This is a genomic window from Bacillus cereus group sp. Bce019 (assembly GCF_051781745.1).
Classification (GTDB): Bacteria; Bacillota; Bacilli; order Bacillales; family Bacillaceae_G; genus Bacillus_A; species Bacillus_A cereus.
Map to the genome: position 1 here is coordinate 156,139 of NZ_JBPWJX010000002.1, position 16,702 is coordinate 172,840.

Genomic DNA, 16,702 nt, shown 5'->3' on the forward strand with positions numbered 1-16,702 from the left:
AGCATTGGTAAATTGAAAGGAATGGCAGTTGTAAAAGAGTGATGTAAGGAGGGAAAAGGAATGAAAAAGAAGTTTCAAAAATTATAACGTGTATCGTGTATAACGAGACTAGCTCGTGGACCTCCAATATACATAACACTATATTGTATATTAAAAAATTGGAGGCTATAAGTAGATGAGAACTGAAAAAGAAATGTTAGATTTAATTATAAATACAGCAATAGAGGATGAAAGAATTCGAGCTGTCATCATGAATGGATCGCGTGTAAATCCAAATGTGAAAAGAGATTGTTTTCAAGACTATGATATTAAGTATGTTGTAAATGATATACAATCTTTTACGTCTAATCATAATTGGATTCATAGATTTGGAGAAATAATGATTGTACAAATGCCAGAAGAAATGTCGTTAGTTCCACCAGATGAAGACGGGAAGTTTCCATATTTAATGCAGTTCATGGATGGGAATCGGATTGATTTAACGCTAGTTCCAGTTGAGTTAATAAAAAAGTTCGTTGGACAAGATAGTTTAAGTAAACTGCTTCTTGATAAAGATAATTGTCTGGAAGAATTCCCGCCAGCAAGCGATAAGGATTACTTAATAAAAAAGCCTACAGAAAAAGAGTTTTTGGATTGTTGTAATGAATTTTGGTGGTGTAGTACGAATATCGCAAAAGGGTTATGGCGAGAGGAACTTTCTTATGCAAAAGGAATGCTTGAAGGACCAGTGCGAGATATGTTCATCGTAATGCTAGAATGGCATATTGGTATGAAAACAGACTTTACAGTTAATACAGGGAAGTTTGGAAAGCATTTCGAGCAATATATTGAAAAAGATATGTGGGTGCAATTTAAAAGAACATTTTCTAATGCAGAATATGAAAACATATGGGAGTCATTCTTTGTTATGGGTAATTTATTTAGGGAAGTGGCGAACGAAATCGCTAACAAATATGAATATCAATATCCGCAAGATGATGATGATAAAGTGACGAACTATTTAAAACATGTGAAAGCTTTGCCAAAAGATAGTACATCGATTTATTAATAATAGTAAGCAGTAAGACTGTCCTAATTAAGGACAGTCTTATTTTTGTTTATGAATAACAATTTCTCTAACAAAGTGCAGATGAATCACATATGAAAATTTAGGGAGGTTTTTTATCATGTATTATTTTTATTCGCCAGAAATGTTTGCTCCATATCAATGGGGACTAGAACGAGCTGTTTCGTATGCTTATATGCCATATAACTCATTTTATTATGGAGATTATATAAGCGCATTGCCATACGCATATATCCCTCAAAGCTATGAAGTACAAATGAAAGCAGATGATCGTGGATCGTGGACACCATTTACATGGGTTGAAAAATATGCGTACGCATTTTCAGGACCGTATAATAAAGCGGAAGTAGCTCTTACATTTGATGATGGACCAGATTCAGAATTCACGCCAAAAATATTAGATAAGTTAAAACAACATAATGTAAAAGCTACTTTTTTCTTACTTGGTGAAAACGCAGAAAAATTTCCGAATGTAGTAAAGCGTATTGCAAATGAAGGGCATGTAATTGGTAATCATACGTACAGTCATCCGAATTTAGCGAAAGTAAATGACGCTGAGTACCGTAATCAAATTATAAAAACGGAAGAAATATTAAAACGTTTAGCCGGCTATGCGCCTAAATTTATACGTCCACCGTATGGTGAAATACTTGAAAATCAATTGAATTGGGCAACTGAGCAAAATTTTATGATTGTACAGTGGAGTGTTGATACAGTTGATTGGAAAGGTGTAAGTGCCGATACGATTACAAATAATGTGTTAGGGAATTCATTTCCAGGTAGTGTCATACTGCAGCATTCTACTCCAGGTGGGCATTTACAAGGATCTGTTGATGCACTAGACAAAATCATTCCGCAGTTAAAAACGAAAGGGGCACGTTTTGTAACACTTCCAAGTATGTTCCAGACATCAAAAGAAAGAAAGTGAATGTGTTATAAATTAGGAAAATAAGGGTTATGTCGTATAATGAAAGTGTAAGTTAGGGGGGATATAATTGATTGATGCACTAGTAAACATAGGAATAAGCATATTGATTGGTATTATTTTTATACTTGCGGCAATTATTCTTCAAAAAAATCCACCGACCGATATTAATGCGGCATATGGTTATCGTACGAAACGATCTATGAAAAATAAGGAATTATGGGATGCGGGTAACAGGTATAGTGCAGAAGTGATGAAGCAAAACGGATTTATCATGATGTTAATTGGAAGTGTTATTAGTATACTGTTTAGATATCCACATACAATAATAGCGATTATAGTGGTTATGCTGTTATTAATCATTCGTTTATTTATACAAGTAGAGAGTAGATTAAAAATCCTTGAACAATAATAAAAAATAGGACTCTACGCAATATTATGCTAGGAGTCCTATTTTATTTATAAACTATTATTTTTTAATAATTCTTTTCCTTGCTCTATAACAAATTCATAGTATGCAAGATCATACGGATAAATATCTTCAAATGTTATCGTAATCGGTGTATTGTTTAAGACTGAAATAGTCGTTAAAGATGAAATCTCTCCTTTTAATAGTTGTAGAAAAGAAGTTGCATGTACTTTCATCACATCGTCTACTTCTTCACCTGGTGCGAATGGAAGTGGATTGATGACGTTGTGAAAATACATATGACAAAACTCGCGATCAGTAAGATTTGAAATTTCATAATCTATTTTAAAGATTCCCTTGTATGTTAAATCATTAGTTTGAAAGGAAAGCCCTAATTCTTCCTCAATTTCACGAAGACCACCAATTTGTACATCTTCATCATGCATAATATGTCCAGCTGAAGTAATATCCCATATACATGGAGCTTCTTTTTTATTTTTAGAGCGTAATTGGAAATATAAAAACATATCTTCAGTATCTTTTTCTACAAACCAGCAATGAAATGTTTCGTGCCAATCGCCGTCACGATGCACTTCATCACGTAATTTCTTCCCAAGTGTATTTCTTTCAGGATCAAATATTGTTAACCACTCTGTCATTTTAATTCCCCTTTCCTCAAATTTTATTATACAATATTTGTATTGAATTTTGGAAAAATAAAGAAAAAGGAGTGGTTATAAGTGGGGATAGAGCGTACGGAAATAAAATCAATTATTTCAACAGAGGAAGAGTTACGGAAAATATTGGGGCAACCAAGTGAGCGAGCGTTGAAAAAAGTCATTTCATCATTAGACCACCATTGCATAGATTTTCTTTCTAAATCTCCTTTTCTAGTATTATCCACTGGAAATCAGTTGGGGGAGTGTGACGCCTCGCCGCGAGGAGATGCACCTGGATTTGTATACGTACTCAATAATAATATTATTATCATTCCAGAAAGACCAGGAAATCGTCGTATAGACTCCATTTTGAATATTATTTCAAATCCACGTGTAGGACTAATCTTTTTTATTCCAGGTCTTGGGGAGACACTCAGAATAAATGGCCGAGCGTATATTACAAACGACGAAGAAATTTTGAAAGAAATGCAGGCGAATGGACGCAATCCGTTGCTTGGAATTGTTGTTGAAATAGAAGAGTGTTATATTCATTGTGCAAAAGCGTTTATTCGTTCTAAGATGTGGGATCCAGAATCTTGGTTAAATAAAAAAGAGTTACCATCAGCAGCAAAAATGTTGCTGGAGCATGCGAAAGTGAATACTTCAGAAGAAGATGTTGCACGTTCTTTAGAAGAAAGTTATACAAAAAGATTGTATTAAAAATTTTATTGATATAGCTTTGTAGAGCGGATGTGTACGGGTTTTAGAATGGGGGATTTATCCCGCATTAACGGGCGGTAAGACCCCTACCTCAAAATTCAGCGAAAACAAAGAAGTCAGGTGGGGATCAACTGCCCGTAAAAGCCCGATTGGTGAAGGCTAATAATCAGTGGGGATGAACAAAATCCCCACTGATTAAAGTTTCACTTTATATATGAACCGTTGATTTATAAACTGGAGAAATGACAAAATAGGTAAATTGAGTGGCAGTTGCATAATGCTATTGTGAAATATAATAAAAAAAATTCTTGAAAATAGTTAGTAAAAATAGGCTTGCTTTTTAAAAAGTTGATAACTATAATAAGTTAACAAATAGACATGAACGAAAAAGTAATGATAAGGACACGAAATCATTTTTACGGTTTACAGAGAGGGAAGTCAAGGGTGTGAGCTTCCTAACACGAGAAATGATTTTACCACCTTTGAACTTCAATAGTGAACGAGTAATCTAGTAATTATTGACGGTATCAGCCGTTATCTGAACTTGAGCAATCTAGGGAGAAATACGTCTAGATTGGAACAAGGGTGGAACCACGAAAACACATTCGTCCCTTTCCTAGGGATGAGTGTGTTTTTTTACGGATTTAGAGATTGAAAATTTAAAATAATTAAAAAATAGTATTGATTTTGTTTTTTATGCGAGTATAATGAGTTAACAAATAAACATGAACGAAAAAGTAATGATAAGGACACGAAATCATTTTTACGGTTTACAGAGAGGGAAGTCAAGGGTGTGAGCTTCCTAACACGAGAAATGATTTTACCACCTTTGAACTTCAATAGTGAACGAGTAATCTAGTAATTATTGACGGTATCAGCCGTTATCTGAACTTGAGCAATCTAGGGAGAAATACGTCTAGATTGGAACAAGGGTGGAACCACGAAAACACATTCGTCCCTTTCCTAGGGATGGGTGTGTTTTTTTACTTTGAAAGGAGGTGCAGTAACATGGAACGATTTGTACGTACGGAAATAACCACCACCTGCATGATTAAAAAGCAGAGCAAGGTGATTGATAGAGATAAATAATAAAATTGTAGGAGGAGATTAGAAGATGAATAACGTTATAAATGTTGGGGTATTAGGTTTAGGTACGGTCGGAAGTGGTGTTGTTCATATTTTGAAAGAACATTATAAAAAAATCGCTCTTGATACAGGATACGAAGTGAAAGTGAAAACAGTCGTTGTACGTGATTTGGAAAAAGAACGCGATGTTTGTATTGACGGGATTGCAGTAACAAGTCATGCAGATGAAGTTCTAAATGATTCGAATATTGATATTGTAGTAGAGGTAATGGGCGGAATTGAAGAAGCGAAGCAGCATATTGTTAAGGCTTTACGAAATAAGAAACATGTCGTGACAGCAAATAAAGATTTAATGGCTGTATACGGTGCAGAGCTTCTTCAACTGGCGAACAATAATGATTGTGATTTATGTTATGAAGCGAGCGTAGCAGGCGGTATTCCAGTGTTAAGAGGACTAACTGACGGGCTAGCATCAGATCAAATTGAAAAAATAATGGGAATTGTAAATGGTACAACAAATTATATGTTAACAAAAATGAGTCAAAATGGATGGTCTTATGAAGAGGCTTTACAGGAAGCGCAAAAATTAGGTTTTGCAGAATCGGATCCGACAGCAGATGTAGATGGACTAGATGCGGCGAGAAAGGTAGCAATTCTTGCAAACTTAGGTTTTTCGATGAATGTTTCATTAGATGATGTGCAAGTAAGAGGGATTCGAAATGTCGAAAAAGAAGATTTACAAATGGCTGAAAAGTTAGGATTTACTATGAAGTTAATTGGGAAAGCAGAAAAACAAGGATCAGCCATTCATTTAAGTGTAGAACCGACGCTTTTACCGAGCCAGCATCCATTATCAAATGTGAATAATGAATTTAATGCAGTATATGTTCACGGTCAAGCGGTAGGAGAAGTAATGTTTTACGGACCTGGAGCTGGAAAGTTGCCAACTGGTTCTGCTGTAGTAAGTGATATTATTTCCATCGTTAAAAATATGAATCAAGTGCCGAAAAATAAAAGTGCGTTAAAAGAACCAGTTCCTTATGAATTACAAGGTGATGAAGAAGTAGTTTCGAAATATTTCTTGCGTATTTCATTACGAGATGAGCCTGGGATGTTGCAAAAAATAACAGAATGTTTCGTTAATTACTCTGTAAGTTTAAAAGAAGTTATTCAATTACCTTTAAACCGTGAACTGGCAGAAGTTGTTGTTGTGACACATCGAACTTCCAAGTATCAATTCGAACGAGTTTTAGGAGCGATAGAAGCTGTCGCAAGTGAAATAAACAGTTACTACATTATTGAGGAGGAAAAACAATATGTATAAAGGACTATTGAAACAATATGCTTCTTATTTACCGGTGAATGAAAACACACCTGATGTCAGTTTAATGGAAGGAAATACACCTCTTATTCCGTTATTAAATATATCAAAGCAATTAGGGATTCAGCTATATGGTAAGTACGAAGGAGCGAATCCGACAGGTTCTTTTAAAGATCGTGGTATGGTGATGGCAGTTGCTAAGGCGAAAGAAGAAGGTTCAGAAGCAATCATTTGTGCATCAACAGGTAATACATCAGCATCAGCTGCAGCATATGCGGCACGTCTTGGGATGAAATGTATAATCGTAATCCCTGAAGGAAAGATTGCGCATGGAAAATTAGCGCAAGCGGTCGCTTATGGAGCTGAAATTATTTCAATAGAAGGGAATTTCGATGATGCACTTAAGGCTGTAAGAAATATTGCTGCAGAAGAGCCGATTACATTAGTAAATTCAGTGAATCCTTATCGAATTGAAGGACAAAAAACGGCAGCATTTGAAATTTGTGACCAATTGCAAAATGCACCAGATGTTCTAGCTATCCCTGTTGGGAACGCAGGGAATATTACAGCATATTGGAAAGGCTTCTGTGAATATGAGAAAGAAAAAGGTTATAAGAAGCCAAGAATTCATGGCTTTGAAGCAGAAGGAGCAGCGGCAATTGTAAAAGGGCATGTAATTGAAGAGCCTGAAACAATTGCAACAGCAATTCGCATTGGTAACCCAGCAAGTTGGTCGTATGCAGTAGAGGCTGCCGAGCAGTCTTGTGGTGAAATAGATATGGTATCAGATGAAGAAATTTTACATGCGTATAGGTTATTGGCAAAAACTGAAGGAGTTTTCGCTGAACCGGGATCAAATGCTTCATTAGCTGGCGTAATTAAACATGTTAAATCTGGAAAAATCAAAAAGGGAGAAACAGTTGTTGCAGTATTAACTGGAAATGGTTTGAAGGATCCTGATATCGCTATTTCTTCAAATCAACTAGACATCGCAAGTTTGTCAAATGATATAGAACAGATTAAAGATCATATTAAAGGGGTGATTATGTCGTGATACCATTAAGTGTTCGTGTCCCTGCTAGTACGGCAAATGTTGGTCCTGGATTTGATTCAGTTGGAATAGCTTTGTCATTGTATTTAGATGTGGTGGTTAAAGAAAAAGCTGATAAATGGCAAGTAATCCATTCCTTTGAAGAATCAATTCCGACAGACGATAAAAATTTAATCGTTAGCACGGCATGTAAAGTCTGTCCTTCTATATCACCCCATATAATAGAAGTTACTAGTAATATCCCATTAACAAGAGGGCTAGGAAGTAGTGCATCAGCGATTGTAGCTGGGATAGAACTTGCGAATCAACTAGGCAATTTGAACTTAACTGCTGATCAAAAAGTTCAAATTGCTACAAATTTTGAAGGACATCCTGATAATGTTGCTGCTTCTATATTAGGTGGAACTGTAATCGGAGCACTTGATGGAAAGGATATTTCCGTCGTAAGAATTGAGAGCAAGGAGTTAGGGGTAATTTCTCTTATTCCGAATGAAGAATTAAATACAGATGAAAGTCGATCTGTATTACCAAAGATGTTTCCGTTTCATGAGGCAGTTAAAGCTAGTGCGATAAGTAACGTATTAGTAGCTGCATTATGTCAAAAGCGGTGGGAAGTTGTAGGTGAAATGATGGAGAGAGACCATTTTCACGAGCCATATCGTTTAGAACTCGTACCGTTATTACCATCTATTCGTAAATGCGCAAAAGAATTTGGTGCGTACGGTACAGCACTTAGCGGTGCGGGACCATCTATTTTTATATTAACGCCATATGAGAAACGTCAAGAAATCGCTGAGCAATTAGCGAGAGTATTTACAGATATGAAAGTATGTGAGCTTGAAATCGACCATAAAGGTATTATTGTAAATAAGGAAGAGCATATTGGATCGTAAAGAAAGCTGGCATGGCTAGCTTTCTTTACGTTGCAAACCTATTTTAAATTAGGTTTTTTCGGAAAAAAATATAAAACAAATGTTGATTTTGAATAATGTAAGTAAAGAGTGCATTCATTTTGGAGGTGATTAAATGAATAAAGAGTCACCAGAAGAAAAAAGAGAGCGTATGAGACAAAGTGAATTAAAAAGTAATCCTATGGGTTCTTTACGTGACGGACTCAATAGAGCGGAAACGGGTAGTCCAGTTGATATAACAGGCGGTATGAATTGGAAAGGTACAGGAATAATCATTTTAGTACTACTTTTAGGATACATTGTATACACTTATTTTTTCAGTTGAAGAATGCTTGTTAAAATTTTAATTTGTTTAGTTTCATAATTGTTGAGAAAAAATGCAGTTACTGTATTACATATCTTCTAAGCGAATTATAGTTGTTCATATCAACTTTTAATACTCTAAATAGAGCTAGCAAAATGCTAGCTCTATTATTTTTTGCCACATTCCTGTAACAAACCACCTGTATATTCATTGGTGGAGGTGCAGAGGATGAAAAAAATGATAGCGATATGTCTTCTAACAACTATGCCATTTTCGACTTTAGTCGGTTGTGACGTAAAAGGTAGTAATGCTGTACAAGAGTCTAAAATAAAGAAATCGACGTATAAAGATTTTACTTATGATGTAAATCCAGAAACATTCACATTAACTGTAGAACATGAGGGGGTAAAGGAACAGGCATCACAACCCCTACCGAAAATGAAGGTATCGAATGTAAAAAAAGAAAAGGATCGTACATCGTGGGAATATCCAGATCAAAAAGTGAAAATAAAAGTAGAAAAGAAAAAAGACCACTTAAACATTGAAGTGGAATCGACTGGTGCAGAAAGCTTTACATGGCCGAAAGTAGAAGCTGAAAATTATACACTTCCGTTATGGGAGGGTAAGCAAATTCCGAGCAATGATGAGAATTGGAAGAAGTTTTTAAAGGATGATGCATATTCATTTGCTGAATCATTTTCTATGAAGTTTTTCGCATTAAATGGTTCGAAATATTCAATTGTATATATTGCAAACAATATGTTTAATAATGAATTGAAGTTTCATTCGGATCCGAAAATAGGATTTGATTTTACACATGAATTTCCGAGCATAAATAAAAATAAAACATATGGATTTCAATTATATGTGACAAATAATGATGCGGTAAGCATTGCTAAACTGTATAAGGATGATATTGTTCGAAAAGGTGAATTTAAAACATTACAAGAAAAGGCTAGAAAAAATAAAGAAATCGAAAAGTTATATGGAGCGGCGCATTTTTATTTTTGGAATCAAAATGGTCTATCAGAAAATAATATAAATTGGCCAAAACTAAGGGAGCAAATAAATAGCCCGCTGTTTAGTCATATAAAAGAACTTATTCAAAAGAATAGTTCAGAGCCTGGGGAACTGAATGTATTAGATCAAGTAAGTAAACAAGATTTCATTGATAAGTATCAAAAAAATGTTATTTTACGTTATATAAACGAAGTATTATCCATGAAGGAATTTTATAAAGAGGATATTTTTCAAAACGTTGATCAGGAAGCTAGTGTGCTATTAAAGAAAGGTGTAGGTCACTTAACGAACACAGAATTGTATAGCTTAAATAAGCATTTATTAAAGTCGCTACTTGGTGATGCGGTTGAAGAGGTAAGTAAATGGGGTAATGCAGATGGAACGGACATACTAAAGGAAATGAAAGAGGTAGGAATAGAAAAAGCGTGGATTGGTCTGCCGAACTGGGAACAAGGATTTATGCAACCTAATTTCGTGACAAAAGCGAAGGAAATGGGGTATTTAGTTGGTCCGTATGATTCATATCATTCCATTCACGAAAAAAGTGATAAAAATTGGAACACAGCATCCTTTAATGACCCATCATTATATGAAGAGGCTACTGTAACGAAGAAAAACGGAGAAAAGGTGCAAGGCTTTTTAGGCAGAGGTCGCAAGTTAAACCCGACTTTATCGCTGCCTAGTGTAAAGGAACGCATGAATGATATATTACAAAATGGTCCTAAATATAATTCATGGTTTATTGATTGTGATGCGACAGGTGAAATTTACGATGACTATTCAGCGAAACATATAACGACACAAGAGCAAGATTTAAAAGCACGTTTAAAACGAATGGACTACATTGCGCAAGAAAAGGGTATGGTCGTTGGTTCTGAAGGTGGAAATGATTTTGCTAGTAGTACGATTGCATTTGCACACGGAATTGAAACACCTGTTATTAAATGGGACGATGAAGATATGCGGAAAAATAAAACAAGTCCGTATTATGTCGGTGGATATTGGTCACCAAATCAAAATGTTCCCGAAAAATATGCAAAACAAGTACCATTGAAAGAAGAATATAAACAAGTGTATTTAAACCCAGTATATTCGATACCATTATATAAATTAGTATACAATGATTCCGTTATTACAACGCACCATTGGGAATGGGGAAGTTTAAAGGTAAAAGATGAAGTTGGAAATCGAATGCTGTCTGAATTATTGTATAATGTTCCTCCGTTGTACCATTTAGATGAAGTAGAGTGGAATAAGCATAAAAAAGAAATTACAGAGCATCTAAAAGTTTGGAATGAAGTTCATGAAAAAGCAGTAAAAGAAGAGATGACGAATTTTGCGTATTTGTCAGAAGATAAGCTAGTACAATCTGTTTCTTATGGAAAAAATATTAAAATCATTGTGAACTTCTCAAATGAAGACATGGAAGTAGAAAAAACGAAAATAAAAGCAAAGTCGGCTTTTATTGATAATCAGGGGAAGAAAAGCATGTATACGCCGTTTGAGAAATAATAACGTGAAATATACTGTATTCATAGAGGTTTTATCATTAGCTGGACTCTTTATTCATATCGTTTATCTGGAAAAAGATATCCTAATTTAAAATGAAAGAGTTAATGAATTTATAAATTTGCATGTTGCGAAGTGCTAAATTTTTGAAATTGGTAAATAGTGACTTGCCAAAAATAAGTACGAGAGTATAATGTGAAATGGAATACATATTGGGTTTTAGTAGTAACCTTACAAAATTGTAAGGTTAATGAAAGGAAATTCAATATGAAGATAAATAGACTTACATTATACTTGGTAAAGAGAAAGAGAGGCGAATGGGTATGAGCTCTGAATTAGAACAAAATACGAGAAGTAATAAAAAGCGTTCTAAAAGAAAGTCAATAAAATGGTTCATATTAATTCCATTTTTCCTACTTATTTTTGGAGGAGTAGGATATGGTTCGTTTATATATAATAAAGCAAAAGCTGTTGTAAATGATGCGTATGCGAAAATTGAAAAGTCATCAAAGCGTGATAAAGAAGTTGAACCTTTAAAGGATAATATTTCAATATTAATCATGGGTGTAGATGGAAGTGAAATGAGAAAAAGCCAATATGGCGAAGCAGTTCGAACAGATGCACTTTTATTAGCAACAATTAATAAAGATGATAAGTCTGTTAAGCTAGTAAGTATTCCACGTGATTCACGTGTTTATATTCCAACTAGAAAAAAATTAGATAAAATTACTCATGCTCACGTATTTGGTGGCGTAGAAAGCACACGCGATACGGTGGAAAGATTCTTAAATGTCCCTGTTGATTATTATGTGAAGTTTAACTTTGAATCATTCGTACAAATTGTCGATTCAATTGGTGGTATTGATATTGATGTACCAGTTACTTTCACTGAACAAGATAGTAAAGACCAAGCTGGTATGATCCATTTAGAAAAAGGTTACCAACATTTAAATGGAGAACAAGCACTTGCACTTGCAAGAACGCGTAAAATTGATAGTGACGCAATGCGTGGACAGAGACAGCAACTTGTAATAGAAGCAATTGCCAAAAAAGCGATGTCTGTTCAATCAATTAGCAAAATGGGCTCTTTACTAGATGCGGTTGATAAAAATATGAAAACGAACTTAACATTTGACGATATGCTTGCCATTACAAAAAATATGGCAGGATCTAATTTGGAAATGGAAAAATTGCAAATAGAAGGCACAGATAAACGTATCGGTGGTATTTATTATTACATTCCAAATGAAAAAAATGTAAAAGATATTTCAAAAAAATTAAATGATCATTTAGGTGTAACGCCAAAATCAGTCCGAAATGAATAATAAAAAAAGATTGGCTTTTGCCAATCTTTTTTTTTGGAATGTATTTGTAACTTTTCTGTAACGATTTTTTAGTTTAGAAAAATTATACTCATATGTATGAGTATAATGGATAGGTAAAAAAGTAAAAGGACATATTCAAAATTTGTGGTAAGGAAAGATATCATATGCAGAAATGGTTAAGCATGATGGGAATTATCTTTATATTGACTGGATGTAAAATGTCTGAAGCTCCAACAAGTCTAATGGAAGCTCCTACAAATGAAAAATGGATTAATGAATTAAAGGAACAAATTGATAAAGATTTACCTGTTAATTATCGCTTACTTACTCCAATGTCTAATAGAGATAAACAGACGACATGGTCAATGAATTTCGAGCGAGATAATAAAAAAGAAGCTGTCATCGTATATAAAATACCTAATGAAGATTATCATATATATTTAGCCGTATATGAGAAGAAAAATAATGGATGGAATATGAAGTCAACCTATACATTTGATGGGGAAGAAGTAGATATTGTTGAGGTAGGAGATTTCACAGGGAGTGGGGAAAGGGAACTATTGATAGGAATAACTACCAATCGTGATTTATTAGAAAACACAATGTATGTTTTTTCCGATGAGAGTGACGATATAAAGGAATTTTATAGACAGAAGTATACAAAGTTATTTATAGATGATTTAAACAAAAATGGTTTTAAAGACATAAGCCTTGTTTCGCATATGAAAGATGAACAGTTGAAGGTTCAGTTCATGGAAAAGTTTAAGGTATTGTCAGAGGTTACATTTGATCCGTATATAAATAGTATTCAAAGAATACAAATGGGTCGTATTTCTAAATCATTAAAGGCAGTTGTAATCGATGCGGGAACAGGGGCTCATTCAGGTATAACTTATGTAGCAAAATTTGATCAGGATCATTATGAAGTATTACCTATAGATGGGAAAGAAGATTTATTTAATGAATATGTTGTAGAAAGTAAAGATGTTAATGAAGACGGCATTATTGAATTTGTTCGTACTGTACGCCCAAAAGGTTGGGAAGATAAATCACATGGTGATAGTCCGCTTTTCGAACGTTACATACAGTGGAGTGAATCTGGAATTAAACCAATTGAAGAACGATATATAGATATAGAAAAAGGGTATTATGTGAAAATCCCTAAAGAGTTAATAGGGAAAATTACAATACCAGATCAGCAAAAAGAATCAAATTCTCAAAAGTTTTTGGATACAAGAACAAATGAAATATGGCTTGAAGTTCATATTTTTAAGCGGAAAGAATGGTTCAATATAAAAGGCTACAGCGCAGCAATTAAAACGGCTTCTCACGTATATGCAGTACCGAAGCAATCAAAATTTGAAAAAGTGAAAGCATATATAAAACCGCTAGCGGATTATCAACAAGAGTAGGAGGTGAGAATTATGTCAAAAATTTTAGTTTTAGAAGATGAATTAACAATCCGTAGCTTTATTGTTTTGAATTTAAAACGTGCTGGATTTTATGTAATAGAAGCTACTACTGGAGAAGAAGCGTTACAAATTTTGAGTGAACAAACTGTTGATATAGCACTGCTGGATGTAATGTTACCGGGGATTAATGGTTTAGAAGTTTGTAAGGCTATCAGGAAAGAAAATAAAAAAATGGGTATTATTATGTTAACCGCACGTGTACAAGATGAAGATAAGGTGCAAGGACTAGGAATAGGTGCAGATGATTATATTGCAAAACCGTTTAGTCCAGTAGTATTAACTGCACGTATACAGTCTTTATTAAGAAGAATAGAAGTACATGAAGAAAAAACGAATATTGTTACGTCAGGTCCATTTTCGTTAAATATTATAGAAGAAAGATTGTATAAAGATGGACAATTAGTCGATTTAACACCTACAGAGTATATGATATTACAGTATTTAATGAATCAGGCTTCAAAGCCAGTTTCGCGTGATGAAATTTTAAATATGATTTGGGGAACCAATTATGTAGGTGAGACGAAAGTGGTAGATGTAAATATGAGACGGTTACGTCAAAAGATAGAATGTAATCCATCAGAACCTGAATTTATTCTTACGGTGTGGGGAAAAGGATATGTGTGGAAGGAAAGTATAAGATGAAACGGAAAGTGACTTTATATTTTATGACGGTCATTACACTTATGCTTGTATTATTTGAAGTTGTATTTTCAGTCTCAATTTATCGATACTATTATAATGGTATTGTGCAATATATAGAGTCTCATGCGAAAACGAGTACACGTTTTTTTTCAGAATACAATTCACTATACTTTATTCGGTTACAAGAATATAGTGGTGACATAATTAGTAGCTTTCAATTAGAAGGAACAGAATTACAGTTAATTGATCGTCACGGCTCGGTTATACAATCTTCAAGTGGTGAAAAGATAGAAGGTAAAGTCAATATTCCACAATCATTATTAGAAGGTGAAATGTATAATCAAGTTACTAAGAAAGGTAATAAAAAACAACTAGAGGTGCTAAGCCCACTTATACATCAAGGACAAACTATTGGTGTTTTAAAATATACGACTGTTTTAACAAATGTAAATAAAAAGATTATTGAAATTATTACGTTTACTATTTCTGTAGGTATTGTTATTTCGGGAGTCGTCTTCTTAATTAGTAGACGTTTGGCAAATTCATTTGTTGAGCCAATTGAATCCATTATTCAAGCCTCTTCACAAATTGCAGAAGGCACATTAAAGCAAAAAATTAAAGAAGATTATCCTGGAGAATTAGGTGACTTGGCACATAGTTTAAATTATATGGCCTATAAAATAGATAAGGCTGAGCAGATGAAAAATGAATTCATTGCTTCTATTTCGCACGAAATACGAACGCCTTTAACAGGAATTAAAGGTTGGAGTGAGACGTTAAAAACAGTAGATCATTTAACAGAAGAAGAAATAAAGCAAGGTATGGGCATTATTTCAGGTGAGACAGATAGGTTGATTCATTTAGTAGAAGAATTGTTAGATTTTTCAAGATTACAATCAAATCATTTTAATTTATATAAACAAAAGGTGCAATTGTACGATATACTAGAGGAGACGATTTGGCAATTAACTCCTAAATCGGAAGAGAAGGAAATTCAATTTATTACTACTATAGACCGAATTGAATTGATGGGAGATCGAAATAGGCTAAAGCAAGTTTTCTTGAATATTGTTCAAAATGCAATTAAGTATTCACATAAAAAAAGTACAATACACATTGAAGCGACTAAAATAGAAGAACAAGCAGTGATTAAGGTAAGAGACGAAGGGATTGGAATTGCTAAAGAACATTTACCATATATTGAGCAATCATTTTACCAAATTAATAATCATGCTGCAGGTGCAGGTATTGGTTTAGCTATCGTTAAAAAAATGGTGGAGCTTCATGGCGGTGCGCTTAGTGTTACAAGCAAAGAAGGAATAGGAACAACAATTTTGATAAAACTCCCATTATAATACAAATAAAATCTATTTATATGGTGAAATAAAAATAAATAGATGTATAATTATATTGGGCGATTTATATATAAGATTAATAGGGAGAGGAATTCGATAGAATGGAAAAAGCTTTAAAAATTAAACAAATAGTAGTCGTTTTAATAGCGATTGCCGCAGTAGCTATTGGGTATTACATGTTTCAATCAATTACTTCACCAGCAAAAGCTGTTGCGAAACAAGAAAATGTAGTGCAGCTTGCAAGTGAACAGCCGAAAGTTGAAATGAATAAAACGGCACCAAGTCGTTTTAATGGAAAAGAAAGAAAAGTTGCTTATCTTACATTTGACGATGGACCAGGGAAATATACGGCTGAATTATTAAATACGCTAAAACAACATGATGCGAAGGCGACGTTCTTTTTAATTGGAGCGAATGTAAAAGAATTTCCTGATTTAGTGAAACGTGAAAATGCTGAGGGTCATTATGTAGGCATGCATAGTATGACACATAATTTCGCAAAGTTATATAAAAATGGCGAGTATGTAAATGAGATGAAAGAAGATCAAGGTTTAATCGCTAATATTATTGGGAAATCACCTAAATTAACACGTCCTCCATATGGTTCGATGCCTGGATTGAATGAAGGTCTTCGAAATAAAGTGGTAGAAGGCGGATTTAAAGTATGGGATTGGACAATTGATTCATTAGATTGGAGATACAATAAAATGCCAGTTGATGCAGCTGCAGCACAAATTGCTCAAAACGTATTAACAAACGCAACAAAACCACAAGAAGTAATTTTAATGCATGATATTCACCCGCAATCAGTTGCTGCTGTGCCAGCAATTTTAAAGGGACTAAAAGAAAAAGGTTATGAGTTTGAAGCTTATCATGAAGAGAGTCACTTCCCAGTGAACTTCTGGCATGATAACCGTATGTAATGGA

Annotated in this window: 15 protein-coding genes and 2 other annotated features; of the genes, 14 read left to right on the forward strand and 1 reads right to left on the reverse strand. The window is 34.1% G+C overall.

All coding sequences use genetic code 11. From position 1 onward, the window contains the following. Nucleotides 1-175 precede the first annotated feature (175 nt). The 3 genes from ACS2QP_RS04170 (at nt 176) to ACS2QP_RS04180 (ending at nt 2,403) form a co-directional block, all read left to right on the forward strand. Complete coding sequence (locus tag ACS2QP_RS04170) at nt 176-1,048, forward strand: aminoglycoside 6-adenylyltransferase (protein ID WP_438882148.1); 873 nt, start codon at nt 176-178, stop codon at nt 1,046-1,048. Nucleotides 1,049-1,166: 118 nt separating this feature from the next. After that, nucleotides 1,167-1,994, forward strand: a complete 828-nt coding sequence (locus ACS2QP_RS04175; RefSeq protein WP_438882149.1) for a peptidoglycan-N-acetylglucosamine deacetylase — start codon at nt 1,167-1,169, stop codon at nt 1,992-1,994. A gap of 70 nt (nt 1,995-2,064) precedes the next feature. Then, the gene (locus ACS2QP_RS04180; protein ID WP_025118474.1) at nt 2,065-2,403 is read left to right on the forward strand and encodes an SdpI family protein; all 339 of its coding nucleotides are present in this window, start codon (nt 2,065-2,067) and stop codon (nt 2,401-2,403) included. A gap of 47 nt (nt 2,404-2,450) precedes the next feature. Here the strand turns inward: ACS2QP_RS04180 and ACS2QP_RS04185 are convergent, their stop codons facing one another. Further along, nucleotides 2,451-3,059, reverse strand: coding sequence for an NUDIX hydrolase (locus tag ACS2QP_RS04185; RefSeq protein WP_000141357.1), 609 nt, complete (start codon nt 3,057-3,059; stop codon nt 2,451-2,453). Between the two features lie 81 nt (nt 3,060-3,140). On the opposite strand from ACS2QP_RS04185, the gene ACS2QP_RS04190 reads away from it, so the two are divergent. From ACS2QP_RS04190 to ACS2QP_RS04240, 11 genes are all read left to right on the forward strand, one after another. Further along, entirely contained in the window at nt 3,141-3,779 is a 639-nt protein-coding gene (locus tag ACS2QP_RS04190; RefSeq protein ID WP_438882150.1) for a pyridoxamine 5'-phosphate oxidase family protein, read from the forward strand. A 384-nt stretch (nt 3,780-4,163) separates the two neighbouring features. After that, nucleotides 4,164-4,395 (forward strand) — a binding site (T-box leader). A gap of 115 nt (nt 4,396-4,510) precedes the next feature. Then, nucleotides 4,511-4,742: a binding site (T-box leader), on the forward strand. A 151-nt stretch (nt 4,743-4,893) separates the two neighbouring features. Beyond that, nucleotides 4,894-6,189: a homoserine dehydrogenase gene (locus ACS2QP_RS04195; RefSeq protein ID WP_001066905.1), complete on the forward strand. Its 1,296-nt coding sequence runs from the start codon at nt 4,894-4,896 to the stop codon at nt 6,187-6,189. Further along, nucleotides 6,182-7,240 (forward strand): threonine synthase, encoded by a 1,059-nt coding sequence (gene thrC, locus ACS2QP_RS04200; RefSeq protein WP_000276434.1) that lies wholly within the window; start codon nt 6,182-6,184, stop codon nt 7,238-7,240. The genes ACS2QP_RS04195 and thrC overlap by 8 nt, the downstream gene beginning before the upstream one ends. Beyond that, nucleotides 7,237-8,130, forward strand: coding sequence for a homoserine kinase (gene thrB, locus ACS2QP_RS04205; protein ID WP_000612682.1), 894 nt, complete (start codon nt 7,237-7,239; stop codon nt 8,128-8,130). Before thrC ends, thrB begins: the two co-directional genes overlap by 4 nt. A gap of 133 nt (nt 8,131-8,263) precedes the next feature. Continuing rightward, nucleotides 8,264-8,473, forward strand: a complete 210-nt coding sequence (locus ACS2QP_RS04210; protein WP_001031476.1) for a DUF6366 family protein — start codon at nt 8,264-8,266, stop codon at nt 8,471-8,473. A gap of 207 nt (nt 8,474-8,680) precedes the next feature. Next, nucleotides 8,681-10,984 carry a glycoside hydrolase gene (locus tag ACS2QP_RS04215; protein ID WP_438882151.1) on the forward strand — a complete coding sequence of 768 codons (2,304 nt, stop codon included), beginning with the start codon at nt 8,681-8,683 and terminating at the stop codon, nt 10,982-10,984. 320 nt (nt 10,985-11,304) lie between these two features. Then, on the forward strand, nt 11,305-12,306 hold the full coding sequence (locus ACS2QP_RS04220; protein WP_002182662.1) for an LCP family protein: 1,002 nt from the start codon (nt 11,305-11,307) through the stop codon (nt 12,304-12,306). Nucleotides 12,307-12,470: 164 nt separating this feature from the next. Then, nucleotides 12,471-13,718, forward strand: coding sequence for a hypothetical protein (locus ACS2QP_RS04225; protein ID WP_001174870.1), 1,248 nt, complete (start codon nt 12,471-12,473; stop codon nt 13,716-13,718). 12 nt (nt 13,719-13,730) lie between these two features. Further along, the gene (locus ACS2QP_RS04230) at nt 13,731-14,420 is read left to right on the forward strand and encodes a response regulator transcription factor (protein WP_000036074.1); all 690 of its coding nucleotides are present in this window, start codon (nt 13,731-13,733) and stop codon (nt 14,418-14,420) included. Continuing rightward, nucleotides 14,417-15,775, forward strand: coding sequence for a sensor histidine kinase (locus ACS2QP_RS04235; RefSeq protein ID WP_002183481.1), 1,359 nt, complete (start codon nt 14,417-14,419; stop codon nt 15,773-15,775). Before ACS2QP_RS04230 ends, ACS2QP_RS04235 begins: the two co-directional genes overlap by 4 nt. 101 nt (nt 15,776-15,876) lie before the next feature. Then, complete coding sequence (locus ACS2QP_RS04240; RefSeq protein ID WP_000409484.1) at nt 15,877-16,698, forward strand: peptidoglycan-N-acetylglucosamine deacetylase; 822 nt, start codon at nt 15,877-15,879, stop codon at nt 16,696-16,698. Nucleotides 16,699-16,702: the final 4 nt, after the last annotated feature.

Excerpts from the sequence above, each read along its gene's own strand:
- ACS2QP_RS04170 (WP_438882148.1), top strand. The coding sequence starts at position 176 with ATGAGAACTGAAAAAGAAATGTTAGATTTAATTATAAATACAGCAATA.
- ACS2QP_RS04175 (WP_438882149.1), top strand. The coding sequence starts at position 1,167 with ATGTATTATTTTTATTCGCCAGAAATGTTTGCTCCATATCAATGGGGA.
- ACS2QP_RS04185 (WP_000141357.1), bottom strand. The coding sequence starts at position 3,059 with ATGACAGAGTGGTTAACAATATTTGATCCTGAAAGAAATACACTTGGG.
- ACS2QP_RS04195 (WP_001066905.1), top strand. The coding sequence starts at position 4,894 with ATGAATAACGTTATAAATGTTGGGGTATTAGGTTTAGGTACGGTCGGA.
- thrC (WP_000276434.1), top strand. The coding sequence starts at position 6,182 with ATGTATAAAGGACTATTGAAACAATATGCTTCTTATTTACCGGTGAAT.
- ACS2QP_RS04210 (WP_001031476.1), top strand. The coding sequence starts at position 8,264 with ATGAATAAAGAGTCACCAGAAGAAAAAAGAGAGCGTATGAGACAAAGT.
- ACS2QP_RS04215 (WP_438882151.1), top strand. The coding sequence starts at position 8,681 with ATGAAAAAAATGATAGCGATATGTCTTCTAACAACTATGCCATTTTCG.
- ACS2QP_RS04220 (WP_002182662.1), top strand. The coding sequence starts at position 11,305 with ATGAGCTCTGAATTAGAACAAAATACGAGAAGTAATAAAAAGCGTTCT.
- ACS2QP_RS04225 (WP_001174870.1), top strand. The coding sequence starts at position 12,471 with ATGCAGAAATGGTTAAGCATGATGGGAATTATCTTTATATTGACTGGA.
- ACS2QP_RS04230 (WP_000036074.1), top strand. The coding sequence starts at position 13,731 with ATGTCAAAAATTTTAGTTTTAGAAGATGAATTAACAATCCGTAGCTTT.
- ACS2QP_RS04235 (WP_002183481.1), top strand. The coding sequence starts at position 14,417 with ATGAAACGGAAAGTGACTTTATATTTTATGACGGTCATTACACTTATG.
- ACS2QP_RS04240 (WP_000409484.1), top strand. The coding sequence starts at position 15,877 with ATGGAAAAAGCTTTAAAAATTAAACAAATAGTAGTCGTTTTAATAGCG.